Annotated in this window: 8 protein-coding genes; all 8 read right to left on the bottom strand. The window is 62.7% G+C overall.

Annotation, left to right across the window (positions count from 1 at the left end; all coding sequences use genetic code 11):
* Window positions 1–114 precede the first annotated feature (114 nt).
* A complete protein-coding gene (locus tag ACLCGK_RS09150; RefSeq protein ID WP_367244649.1) occupies window positions 115–1,218 on the bottom strand; it encodes a mannuronate-specific alginate lyase in 1,104 nt (367 codons plus the stop codon).
* A gap of 7 nt (window positions 1,219–1,225) precedes the next feature.
* Window positions 1,226–2,668 (bottom strand): alginate O-acetyltransferase, encoded by a 1,443-nt coding sequence (locus ACLCGK_RS09145; protein WP_013974155.1) that lies wholly within the window; start codon window positions 2,666–2,668, stop codon window positions 1,226–1,228.
* 13 nt (window positions 2,669–2,681) lie between these two features.
* Window positions 2,682–4,241: a mannuronan 5-epimerase AlgG gene (gene algG / locus ACLCGK_RS09140; RefSeq protein ID WP_410951853.1), complete on the bottom strand. Its 1,560-nt coding sequence runs from the start codon at window positions 4,239–4,241 to the stop codon at window positions 2,682–2,684.
* 15 nt (window positions 4,242–4,256) lie between these two features.
* Complete coding sequence (locus tag ACLCGK_RS09135) at window positions 4,257–5,735, bottom strand: alginate export family protein (protein WP_013974153.1); 1,479 nt, start codon at window positions 5,733–5,735, stop codon at window positions 4,257–4,259.
* A complete protein-coding gene (gene algK, locus ACLCGK_RS09130; RefSeq protein ID WP_410951854.1) occupies window positions 5,732–7,111 on the bottom strand; it encodes an alginate biosynthesis TPR repeat lipoprotein AlgK in 1,380 nt (459 codons plus the stop codon). Before algK ends, ACLCGK_RS09135 begins: the two co-directional genes overlap by 4 nt.
* 165 nt (window positions 7,112–7,276) lie before the next feature.
* Entirely contained in the window at window positions 7,277–8,443 is a 1,167-nt protein-coding gene (locus ACLCGK_RS09125; RefSeq protein ID WP_013974151.1) for an alginate biosynthesis protein Alg44, read from the bottom strand.
* 36 nt (window positions 8,444–8,479) lie between these two features.
* Window positions 8,480–9,961 carry a glycosyltransferase family 2 protein gene (locus ACLCGK_RS09120; protein WP_031324250.1) on the bottom strand — a complete coding sequence of 494 codons (1,482 nt, stop codon included), beginning with the start codon at window positions 9,959–9,961 and terminating at the stop codon, window positions 8,480–8,482.
* A 73-nt stretch (window positions 9,962–10,034) separates the two neighbouring features.
* Window positions 10,035–11,351 carry a nucleotide sugar dehydrogenase gene (locus ACLCGK_RS09115; RefSeq protein ID WP_023660654.1) on the bottom strand — a complete coding sequence of 439 codons (1,317 nt, stop codon included), beginning with the start codon at window positions 11,349–11,351 and terminating at the stop codon, window positions 10,035–10,037.
* Between the last annotated feature and the right edge of the window lie 880 nt (window positions 11,352–12,231).

The following is a 12,231-nucleotide window of genomic DNA, read 5'->3' as shown; positions in this document are numbered from 1 at the left end:
ACCTGTGGGAGCGGGCATGCCCGCGAACAAGGGCGAAGCCCTTGCCATGCACCGCGGTGCTTTCTTCGCGGGCATGCCCGCTCCCACAGGTTCCGACCCCAAAAGGGGTTCAACTCATTTCTTGCTCTCTGCGCTCGGGTCATAGACCCGGGTCAGGTCGCCGCCCAGCCGGAAGCTGTTGAACGGCTGCATACCGCGCTTGCGCTGCAGGGTGTCGCCACTGCACGCATACAGGCTGCAATAGGGCTCCATCCACGAGTACTTGCTGTCGATCTTCAGGTCTTTCATGTCCTGTTTCTCGCCATTGCGGGCCTTGAACGCGCTTGGGTCCTTCGAACCGTTCAGTACCCGCTGCGCCAGGCGCTGCAGGGCGTTGTTGTTCTCGCCGCGCACGTCCACGCCATTGACCTGGGCGAAGCTGGCGATCATCGTCAACGGCGGCAGGGCGTAGTTGTGGTAGGCCAGGGCGCGTTGCTTGCGCTTCAGTTCGTTGGGCAGGAAGCCCTGCTCGTCTACCTGGTTGGCGCCAACCCTGTATTCCTTCACGGCCCAGTCGAACAGGTCGCGACGGTCGGTGGCCACGGCGGTGGCCATTACCGCCCAGGCAGCCCAGTAGCTGTGGTTGTTGATCTTCTCCAGTGGCAGGTCGCTCCAGTCGCGCACGGTCTGCTCGGCCAGGCGGGCGAACCATTTTTCGATCAGCTCGGCCTCGGCCTGGTGCGCGGCCAGCGGCTGCGAATTGGAGAACTTCAGGCGCAGCCACGAACCACTCATGCTGCCCAGCGCCCATTTGCGCATCGACTTGCCGGTGTGGTTGTAGTCGGTGGACATCAGCGCATCGGCGCGGGCCCAGCTGCCCAGCCAGGCCAGGGTGCAGTCGAGTTGCGCCGGGCGGCCGTCACGCATGTACTGGCCGATCATCTTGCTCACGCCTTTCTCAAGGGTGGTGATGTCTTCGGTGGACTTGCGAAAGGCCTTTTCCGAGTCGGCGTTGAGTGTTGCCCGCGCCTTGTCCGAGCCTTCGTACTTGCTGCGGAACTGCAGGGCACCGGTATACGGTTTGGGGGCAGCTTCGCAGCGGAAGTTACCGTCGCCGGTCTTGAGCTTTTCGATCCCCTCGTAGTAACCCTGGGGCGGTACCAGCGCGGCGTGCGCGGCACCGCCGCACAACGCCAAGGCGAGCAGGGCGGGGCGGGAAATTCGCTTGAACAGGATCATGGTCGCCTCACTGGCCGGCCTGCGCGGTCTGCGCAGGCACGGCGAAGTTGTTGCGTTTGCAGAGCTTGGCTTCGACCTTCTGGGTACCGCTTTCCGGCCCCTGCACCTCGAACGCCAGCAGGCTCTGGCTGGCCCAGTCCTCGTCTTCGCGCATCTGGAAGACGAAGCGGCCGTCGGTGTCGGAGGTTTCCGGTTTTTCCAGCTTGATGTCCTCGTGGCGGCCGTTGAGGTACCAGAGGGTCGCTTGCAGCACCTTCACCGACGGGTCTTCGAACTTGATGTCCATCTGCATGTTGCGGTTGATCAGGTCTTTGATCACGCCGCCCTTGCCATTGACCATCAGCTCGTTCTTGCCGGGCTTGAGGGTGGCGCTGGCGCTCATCAGGGCCGGGCGGTCATCGCAGCCGTCGTCGAGCAGGCCAAGGATTTGCCGCCAGATGGTTTCCTGGTCCAGGCGATATAGCGGGGAGAATTCCCAGATCAGGATCTTCGGCGGGTTCTTCTGGAATTCTTCGCTGCCCAGGTACTGGATCATCGAACCTTCCAGGCCACCACCAGGGAAGGCCACGTTGAGCACGTCGGCGCCGATGTACTGCTCGAGGAACCCGGAGAAGTTGTAGTTCTTGCCGCTGTGGCTGGTGCCGACCAGGGTGATCTGCGCGTTGCCGCCGTCACCGAACAGGTCGTCGCCGCCGCCGGTGGAACCTTTCGGCTCGGTGGCGAACTGGTCCATGTACTGGACGGCATAGCTGGTGCCGCACAGCTGGCCGGCCACGTTATGCAGGGTGCCGGTCTTGCCCATGCGCCCGGACTTTTTCGTTTCGAATTCCTTGCGCGGGATGCCTTCGAAAGCCGGCATCTTGTGCACGGTATCGGCCACGATCCTGGCCGCACGCTCGGCGCCGTAAGGCGTCCAGTGCTGGTCGCCGCGGAAGTAGAAGTCCTTGCCCTGGTCGGCAGCGGCCAGCTGTTCGTTGGTCAGCGGCGACAGGTCGGGCACGTTGTAGCCCATGCTGGCAAAGCGCTTGAGCATGGCCTGGTAGTTGCCCAGGGCCTTCTGGTAGTCGAAGGCAGCTTTTTCCGCCGGGTTGAGCATGTTGCGGTTCACCAGGCCGCGGGTCGGCTGGTACACCACCACCAGTTCCACGCCGCGCTTCTTGAATGCGTCGTGCACTTGCTGCAGGCGCTTGTAGCCGGCCGGGGTGGTATTGAACTCGGTGCGCAGGTCTTCGCGGGTACGGAACAGCCAGTCGCCCTTCGCCTGCACCAGCGTGGTGAAGTTCTGCTGGTAACGGGTTGTGTAGCGGCTTGGGTCATGCGCTTCAGGGCACAGCTGGCAGCAAGGCTCGGCGCTGAAGGTGGGGGCCTTGACGTCTTCGGCGCGCACGCCCTGGCTGATCGCCAGAAGGGCGGCGGACAGGCCCAGCAGTTTCATCAGATGTGGAGTCATGGTCTGGGCTTCCTTAATCGATCATTTCGGTCTGGCGTTCGACCGGGTCGATCAGCACAGCCTTTTGCTGGCGTACCAGCAGGTCGAGGATTTCGTCCTGGCGTTCGCCGAGGATGCCGTTGAGGCTGATGCCGTTGGCCTTGCGCGGGGCTAGCATGGATACCTTGTAAAGCTCGACCGACAGCGGCGAGTCGATCGACAGTGGGCCCGAGCCGTTGGCCGCCAGTTCGCCACCAACCAGGATCAGCGACACCTTGGTGTCGAACGGGTCGAGGGCGATGTCGCGGTCGGTGTTGGACAGGTCCTTGATGTGGCCGTACACGCCGACCAGGCCGTTGGCCATTGCGACGTTTTCGTATAGGCGGATGTTCACGCTGTTACGCACGCGGATGCCGTGGCGGCGGTTGTTGATCAGCTTGTTGCCCCAGATCAGGTTGTCGCCACTTTCGTACAGGGTGATGCCGTCGGTGTGGTTGCGGTAGATCTCGTTGTAGGCAATCAGGTTGTTGACGCTGTTACGGTCGATCACCACGCCCGAGAGCTTGTTGTCGAAGCTCTTGTTGTTGATGATCCAGCTGTCGTTGACCTCACGCGAGACGATGATGCCGTGCTTCTTCTTGGTGCCGTACACCGTGTTGCCGGCGATGATCAGCCGGTGCGAGCGGTCGTGCGGGTCGATGCCGTAGACGATGTTGTCGCGGTAGGTGCTGTCCTTGACCACGAAGTCCTGGGTCTCGTAGCAGTAGAAGCCGTACCACATGTCGCTGAACTCAGAGCCGATGATCCAGCCGGTGGGTTCCGGGCGGCCCATGCGCTTGGCCATGTTCGGCGTGTACTGCGAGATGCTCACGCCGTACGACTTGGACTTGGCGTAGCCGAAGCTGGCCATTTTGGTGTTGACGATGTAGGTCTCGGTACCGCCCCACGACAGCAGGAACGGGCGGAACTCCTTGGGCGAGCGGAAGGTTGCCGGGCCGTTTTCCTTTTCCCGCCAGCCGGTCACCTGGGTGTCGGTGACGAACAGCTTGCCGTCGTTGACCAGGAACGAACCGCCTTCCTCGGACAGGCGCAGTTGCTTGACCTTGCCGTCGATCTCGAGGATGCCCTTCTGCCCGACCACGATCGGCAGGCGCGCCAGGTATACGCCCGGCTCGACTTCGCTGAGGTACTGCTTGGGTACCTTCTTGCTCAGCTCGACCAGGTCGACATGGCCGTCATCGACGAAGATCGCCTGCGGAATGCCATGCTGGCGCTGGACCCACTCGGCCGCCTTGTTGTCGCCGCCGACGAATTCCTTGAGGGTGTCCTCCTGGAACATGCGGCGCAGGCTGACCTTGCCCTTGTGGCGACGGTCGATTTTCTTCTGCACCGCCTCGGCGGTGTAGCCGGTCAGGTCAGGCAGCTTCGGCGGGTCCATGTGCAGCGGCTCGACCGGTGCACTGGAGACCGTGTAGGTCTTGGCCTGCTGCAGTTCCTTGGCAATCACCTTGGGCTCTGCGGCAGCGACCAGGCCACTGGCCAGCAGCAGGGCGCTGGCCAGGAGGCTGTGACGTAAGTGCGGGTGAAGGTTCATCAGGGTCTCCCGGCCTCAGAAGCGCCAGATCACGTCGACAAAGGCGCGGTGCATGTACGAGTCCGCTTCCTTGCCGTAGGCGTCACCCGGCTTGAACACACCGGCGCGCAGGCGCACCAGGGCAGATGGCTCGTCGATGGCCTGGCTCATCGAAGCCGGCAGCAGGCCTTGCTTGAAGTACTTGGTCACGACCACGTCCATTTCCTGGCCAAGGTCTTTTTCACCATCGACCAGCGGGCGGTTCACGCCGTTGTCGTTGACTACCGCGTTGATGCCGCTGGAACCGATGTTCTGGTTGCCATCGACACGCCAGAACTTGTGGTAGATGAAGCTGGCGTCGTAGTCGTCGCGCAGCTGCCAGGAGGCGAACAGGGTGGCCGCCTGCAGGTTGCCAAGCTCGCCACGGAAGGCTTCACCGAAGCGGTGCACGCGCGAACGGGTGCCGGTGTAGTTGGAGCGGTTGCTCTCGAGGCCAGTCTGCTCGTAGTTGCTCGAACCGTCGTCGCCACCGCCGCCGCTGCCACGGGCATAGGCCGCACCGACTTGCCATTGCGGGTCGAGGCGCAGGCGGATGCCGAGGTCGGTGGCCCAGGCGTTGACATCACCGCTCTGCTTGCCGGTGGCCACGGTTTCGTCACCGACGACCTGGCTGCTGAGGGTGTCGCGATCACCGGTCAGCCAGGTGACGCTGCCCCAGTAGTTGACGGTGTGGTCGTTGCGCCAGTTGTAGGCGTCGCTGTTGGCTTCCAGGCCCAGCCAGGTGAGGTCGCCGGTGCGGGTCTTGTCCAGCGCATCGACGGTTTCGCCCGGGTTCTTCAGGCTGCCGCCGTCGTGGGTGTGGTGGGCGCGTACGCCGACCCAGTGGCCAGGGGTCCACTGCGTGGCGACGTTGCCGTAGAGGTGCGTGCGGTCCTTGTCTTCCGGGGCCAGCTCGGTGAGGTCGGTGCGGTATTCGCTGAAGCGCTGGGCCACGCCCAGGTCGGCCTTGAGCAGGGTGGTGTCGAAGGTCCAGTTCAGCGCCTCGATATTGGTGTCACGCCACATGCCATCGTCGCTGCGCAGGCGCTGGCGGCCGAAACGCAGCTGCTCGCCAGGGTAGGCGGTGAGGCCGCTGTAGCCGACCCAGAATTCGCGCATGGCCAGGTAGCTCTTGTCCTGTTCACGGCCGTCGGCAGCGGTATCGGTACTGGTGCCGTCGTCATTCTGGCGCAGGGTGTCGGTTTCGATGGTGTCGGTGGCGGTAACTGCCTGGCCCATGGCATAGGCGCTCCAGTTGCCACGCTCGCCATATACCCAAGGGCGCAGATCAAGACCGAGGCCGTTGACGTCGCCGCCGGAGCGGGTGCCCAGGTCACGGTCGTCTTCCGACTGGCCGGTGATCTTCACATCCAGGCCGAAGTTCTTTTCAGCGGTCATTTCCGCCAGAGTCGGGCAGGACCACAACAGGGCGAAGCTCAGGCCGATGCCAGCTTTCACGAAGGGATTGAGCGTCATAGCGAGTCCTCACCGGTTACTTCTTTTTCGTCGTCTTGCAGGGCTTCGATGGCCAGGGTGCTGTTTGCGTCTTGCGCCATGCTGCCGCGCGCCTGCTTCTCTTGTGCCAGCAGTTGCTGGGCCTGGCTGCGTTGGTCAGGCGTAAGTTGCTGATCGAGCTGCTGCAACAGTTCAGCGGACTGCGGCGACGGGTTGGCCTGGGCCAGCTGGGCGAATACCCAGGCGTTACCTGGTTGCGGGCGAATGCCGTGGCCTTCGCTGAACAGCTGGGCCAAGGCGTAGTCGGCGCTGTTCTGTCCGCCACGGGCGGCGGCCAGCAGGTGGTCGACGGCCTTCTGCGGCTCGACGTTGCCCAGGTAACCGCGGCGGTACAGCTGGCCCAGGTAGTAATGGGCGCTGACTTCGCCGGCGTCGGCGGCAGCCTGCAGGTGTTCTTCGGCTTTGGGCGCGTCCGCAGGCACGGTCTTGCCTTCGTAGTACAGGCGGCCCAGCAACAGTTCGGCGCGTGGCTGTTCGGCTTCGCGGCCCTTGTCGATGTAGGCCATCAGCTGGTCGGTATCACCCAGCTCGGGGAAGTCGTACACCAGTTGCGCCAGGCTGACCCAGGACGCCGGGTTGGCCGGGGCCACCTGCTCGAGCAGGTCCTTGGCGGTTTTTTCGTCGGTCTGGCCGAGGCTGCGGTCGGCCAGTACCCGGGCAACGCTGTCGACCCGGGTGGCCGGCACTGCGCCACGGGCGTAGGCAGCCTTGAGTTGGCCGAGCAGGGCAGCCTGCTGGTCGGCCTGGCCACGCTTCTGGTACACGGTGGCCAGTTCGACGTAGCAGATGTCGGTGGTGCTCAGGGCGGCCTTGCAGATTTTCTCCACTTCGCCCAGGTGCTGGTCGTAGGTGCCCTGGGTGCGGTACAGCAGCACCTGGGCCAAGCCCGCTTCCGGGTTACCGGCGGCGCGCCACTGGTCGATCTGCTGCTGCGCGTTGACCTTGGGGAAGCTCTGCGGGTAGGTCAGGTAGAGCATCGCCAGCGGGATCAGGGTGTTGCTTTCGCCCTGCTTGGCGGCTTGCTTGAGCAGGGTTTCGGCTTCTTCGCGCTCGGCCTGGGTGCTGTCGGGCTTGGCCACCAGCAGGCGGCCAAGGCGCGCCTGGGCACGCGGCGAAATGGCGGCCGCGGCGCGGTAGGTGGCCTCGGCTTCCTTGATTTTCGCCGGATCGCGGGTGGCGACCTTGATGTCGGCCAGGCCCACTTGCGCTTCGCTGTAGCCCAGGTCGGCCAGCGCCTTGTAGTTACGCTCGGCCAGTGCCGTGTCACCGCGCTTCATGGCTTCGTTGGCCAGGCGCTGGTCGGGCAGGCCCGCACAGCCGGCCAAGGCGATGGCCATGGCCAGGCCACACAAACCAAGGTTCACACGAACCCTGTGGGAGCTGGCTTGCCGGCGATTGGCCAGTGCAGGCGATACATCTGCTGGGCGAGTGCTGCGCACTCGATCGCCGGCAAGCCAGCTCCCACAGGTATCGGGTTGTCTGCTAGTCATAGGCTTGTCCTCTTACAGACCACGGGCCATGGCTTTGTCGATCAGCCAGTTCAGCGATGGGCCACGGTCGCTGTTGACCGAAGCCGGGCGGCCGGCGAGTTCGGCGGGCAGGGCGCTGTCGGGCTTGATCTGCACGCGGATGTCGGCGGCCAGGTCTTCGCTGTTGAGGCTGGCGCTGCTGACGATCTGGCCGGTGCGCACTTCGTCTTCGCCGGCTACCTGGAAGTTGACGCGGGTGCCTGGCTTGACCTCGTCGAACTGGCGGTAGGTGAAGCGCGCCTCGACCATCGGGTTGGTGGTGCGCGGGATCAGCTGGAAGATCGGCTGGCCCTTGGCGGCGTACTGGCCGTTGTCCACCAGCTGGCGGGCAACCACGCAATCACACGGGCTGGTGAGGGTGCCGGACAACTGCTTGCCGAACAGTTCCTCGATCTTCGCCGGCTCCAGCTGTGCGTCTTCCAGGTTGCCCTTGAGCATGTCCAGCATGCTGGTGGTGAAACTGGCCAGTGGCGCGCCCTTGGCGATCTGCCCACCGCTTTCGACCAGGCTGTTCACGGTGCCGTCGCGCGGCATGGTGACGTTGGTGGTGGGTACCGCGACCACGCCGGCTTCGGCATGGCTGACGAAGTACATGCCGTACAGCGACTTGGCGATGAAGCCGAAGGCGGCGACACCGACCACGAACACGCCGAGGGTGACGGTGACCGCCTTGAGGCGGCCGAAGGCGCTCAGGCCGGCACCGCCGTCCTTCTGCTTGCGCGCTTTGGTGAAGTTGTCGCGCTGCAGGGTGCTGAGTACATCGCCAGCTGTGATCAGCTCACCCGACAGGTGCGAGGTGATGATGTGGCGCAGCGTGGCGATGTCGCGGAGCTCGAGGTTCTGGAACTGCGCGCCGGTACGGCCACTGCCCGGATTGTAGGAGCGCACCTGGAACTCGATGTCCATCGACAGGCCGAGGTTGTCGACCGTGAACTGCAGCCGCCCGCGGAGCACGTCGCCAACCGACAGTTGTTGCTTGGTGTGGAAACTCAGGCCACCGGCGGAGAGGTCGTCGACCTTCACATCGTGGGCCTGGCGCTGAGGGTCGAGGAACCGCAGCTTGGCGGGGATGCGTACCCGGGCATGCTGGCGCTGGGCTTCGGACTCATGCACGACGTTGACGTTCACGGCGGTATTCATGTGGTTTGTTCCTGTTAGTTCCGATCCGGGTTGGGCTCACACGACCATGAACAGCACAGCAACGAAGATGCTGGCAGCCGAGAAGGTCATGGTCCGCGAGGACCAGGTGTTGAACCATTGTTGAAAGCTGGCGAGGTCACGCTTGAGGGCAGTGGGCTGACGCGTCCAGGACTGCTTGTCGAGGCGGAAGAACACGTAGATCTTCATCAGCGCGCCGATGATCTGGTTGTAATAGAGAATCAGCGGGTAGGCCGGGCCTACGTTGTGGCCGGAGCACAGCAGCATGATGGTGAGGATCAGGCGGGTGATGCCGATCCACAGCAGATACACCAGCAGGAAGCCCAGGCCGAACTTGAGGCTGGCGATCACCGCCACGGTCAGGCCCAGCAGGCTGGTCCACATCGACACGCGCTGGTCGAACAGCACGATGCTGGTGAACAGCCCCAGGCGGCGCAGGCCCAGGCCAAGCGCGCGGGAGTTCTGCCGCAGGTTGTTGCCGTACCAGCGGTACATCAGCTTGCGGCTGGCCTTGAGGAAGCTCTTCTCCGGCGGGTGCTCGACCGTGTTGATGGCGGCGTCCGGCACGTAGAAGGTGTCGTAGCCCAAGCGCATCAGGCTGAACCAGCTGGACTTGTCGTCACCGGTGAGGAACTTGAAGCGGCCCAGGCGCCAGTGCATCAGCGAGTCGCTTTCGACGTCGGCGATGAACTCGGGGTTGGTCACCACGCTGGCGCGGAACATCGACATGCGTCCGGTCATGGTCAGCACGCGCTTGGACAGGGCCATCGAGCACATGTTGATGTGGCGCTGGGCGAAGCGCAGCTTGTGCCACTCGCTCATGATGTAGCCGCCACGCACTTCGCAGAACTCGTTGGTGGTCAGGCCGCCGACGTTGGGGAACAGCTTGAACCACGGCACGGTCTTGCGTACCACGCCATCGCCCAGCACGGTGTCACCGTCGATTACCGCCACCACGGCGTTCTCGTCCGGCAGCATGCGCGAGATCGCACGGAAACCGTAGGCCAGGCCGTCACGCTTGCCGGTACCGGCGATGCGCACGATGTCCAGCTTCACGTGGGCTGGCGGGTTGTATTTGGCCCACAGGCTTTTCACCAGCAGTTCGTCCGACATCTCCACCAGCGAGCAGACCACGGTGGTGGGGAAGCCACAGTTGATCGCCTCGCGGATCACCGAGCTGTACACCTGGGCGGTGGTGAGTGCTTCGATGCGGAAGCTGGTCACCATCAGGTACACGTGGGACGGGTCGGCGTCCTTGCCCATTTTCTGAACCTTGCGGCGCAGGTACGGGTATACGCCGTAGAGGAAGATCATGCCGCGGATGAAATGGGTGGCGCCCATGGAGTAGCGCCAGATGCCGACTGCGCCGACCAGGAAGATGAAGTGCTTCGACTGCGAGTCGAAGATATCGGCTGGCAGGGCGAGGGCGATCAGCATGAGCAGACTCACGTAGAGCAGCCAACCGGCGCACTGCAACAGCACTGTCTGGATCCTTTGCATGTTCAGCATCCGTCGAGAATTCGGGAAAAGGTGGGCAGCGGGGGTGGGGAGGCCCCCGCTGCCCGGCCAGCACTTACCAGCAGATGCCTTCGGTACGGCTGGTGGCGCAGGTCGGTTTGCTCATGAAACCGACCAGGTCGATCACGTGCTTGCCGGCCGGCGCTTGTTGGGCCAGTGCACGGAACTGCTCGTCACGGTTGCCCAGGACGATGACGTCGGCGTTGTCGATCACCTTCTGGAAGTCGGCGTTGAGCAGCGACGACACGTGCGGGATCTTCGATTCGATGTAGTCCTTGTTGGCGCCGTGGACGCGGGCGTACTGGACGTTGTCGTCGTAGATATCCAGCTGGTAGCCCTTGCCGATCAGGCGTTCGGCCAGTTCCACCAGCGGGCTTTCACGAAGGTCGTCGGTGCCGGCCTTGAAGCTCAGGCCGAGCAGGGCGACCTTGCGCTTGTCGTGGGCTTCGATCAGCTCGAAGGCGTTCTGCACCTGCGATTCGTTGCTGCGCATCAGCGAGTCGAGCAGCGGTGCGCGCACATCGAGGCTGGCGGCGCGATAGGTGAGGGCGCGCACATCCTTGGGCAGGCACGAGCCGCCGAAGGCGAAGCCAGGGCGCATGTAGTACTGGGACAGGTTCAATACCTTGTCCTGGCAGACCACGTCCATCACGTCACGGCCATCCACGCCTACGGCCTTGGCAATGTTGCCGATCTCGTTGGCGAAGGTGACCTTGGTGGCGTGCCACACGTTGCAGGTGTACTTGATCATCTCGGCCACTTCGATCGGCTTGCGGATGATCGGCGCGTCGAGCTCTTCGTACAGGGCCTGCAAGATGTCGCCGCTGGCGCTGTCCAGTTCGCCGATGACGGTCATCGGTGGCTGGTCGTAGTCCTTGATCGCGGTGCTTTCACGCAGGAATTCCGGGTTGACCGCGACGCCGAAGTCGACGCCGGCTTTCTTGCCCGAGCAGTCTTCGAGGATCGGGATCACCACGTTCTTCACGGTGCCCGGCAGCACGGTGCTGCGTACCACGATGGTGTGGCGGCGCTCGCTGTCACGCAGCACGTAGCCGATTTCGCGGCACACCGACTCGATGTACTCAAGGCCCAGGTCGCCGTTCTTCTTGCTTGGGGTTCCCACGCAGATCATCGATACGTCGCTGGCACGAATGGCTTCGGCGAAATCGGTAGTACCGCGCAGGCGGCCGTTGGCGATGCCCTGTTGCAGCAGTGCTTCCAGGCCAGGTTCGACGATGGGCGACTTGCCCTGATTGATCAGGTCGATCTTGGTGCTGGACACATCCACACCGATCACTTCATGGCCTCGCGCCGTCAGGCAGCCAGCACAGACTGCACCCACATAACCCAAACCAAAGATGCTGATACGCATCGCTATCACCTCATGTGTTTATCACGCCGGCACCTCCGGAGAGAGCCGGACTGGGTTGATTAACAACAGTTTTCGGGCGCACGGATCCATGGCGAAATGCACACTTCGCCGAGCGCAGGCAAAATAAATCCGGAGCGCAAAAAGTTATGCACTCAAATGTGGCAGTAAAAAGCCATTAATTAAAAAACGTGCCCTGGAATGCAGCCGTCTTTATTGCAATGCGCTACGTGGCGCTTTGCTGTGCTTGTTTTTTCAAGTGGAAAAATCCTTTGAAATCAACCACTAGGACGAATTGAAAGGGACGCTTCTCTCCTGCATGGACAGGGTTTTCGGGGGGGGCCGTCATACCTGTCGAAGTTGTTGGGGCGGGTAGTGGATACCTGCCGTTGTCATCTGTAAGTCATCTCTCACAGCCCGAGGGCAGGAAAATCGTTACGGCACTATGAGCGATTCGTCGTAGCAGAAGTTCCGGGGTGGGTTCGGCGTGGATGAAAGATTTCTAAATATTTTTTCAGTGGCGGACAATTTCAATCTGATAGCACTCGGGGGTTTTGCGCCGATATATAAAGGGCGAAACTGTTGCGAGATATTTTTATGCCAGCATCGAAAAATATTTTGAAAAATTCGTCAAAAAAGCTACGAACGGTCTTATGGCGTTTGGCTATAAGTGGCGGCGTGTCGATTTTTTGGCGTCGGATTTGTGGCGTGATGGCGATATGAAGCGTGCCCTGTTGCAGGGCAAAGGCGGGGAGAAATGATTTTGCCCATTCGCGGGCACGCCCGCTCCCACAGGTTGGTCACTGACCTTGAATTCAGTGGCATACCTGTGGGAGCGGGCGTGCCCGCGAAAGCGGTGCTACAGGCTTACTCGGTGGGATGA

Source organism: Pseudomonas sp. S1(2024) (assembly GCF_046557535.1).
This window is presented reverse-complemented; position numbering and strand designations above follow the sequence as displayed.

Excerpts from the sequence above, each read along its gene's own strand:
- ACLCGK_RS09150 (WP_367244649.1), bottom strand. The coding sequence starts at position 1,218 with ATGATCCTGTTCAAGCGAATTTCCCGCCCCGCCCTGCTCGCCTTGGCG.
- ACLCGK_RS09145 (WP_013974155.1), bottom strand. The coding sequence starts at position 2,668 with ATGACTCCACATCTGATGAAACTGCTGGGCCTGTCCGCCGCCCTTCTG.
- algG (WP_410951853.1), bottom strand. The coding sequence starts at position 4,241 with ATGAACCTTCACCCGCACTTACGTCACAGCCTCCTGGCCAGCGCCCTG.
- ACLCGK_RS09135 (WP_013974153.1), bottom strand. The coding sequence starts at position 5,735 with ATGACGCTCAATCCCTTCGTGAAAGCTGGCATCGGCCTGAGCTTCGCC.
- algK (WP_410951854.1), bottom strand. The coding sequence starts at position 7,111 with ATGGCCATCGCCTTGGCCGGCTGTGCGGGCCTGCCCGACCAGCGCCTG.
- ACLCGK_RS09125 (WP_013974151.1), bottom strand. The coding sequence starts at position 8,443 with ATGAATACCGCCGTGAACGTCAACGTCGTGCATGAGTCCGAAGCCCAG.
- ACLCGK_RS09120 (WP_031324250.1), bottom strand. The coding sequence starts at position 9,961 with ATGCAAAGGATCCAGACAGTGCTGTTGCAGTGCGCCGGTTGGCTGCTC.
- ACLCGK_RS09115 (WP_023660654.1), bottom strand. The coding sequence starts at position 11,351 with ATGCGTATCAGCATCTTTGGTTTGGGTTATGTGGGTGCAGTCTGTGCT.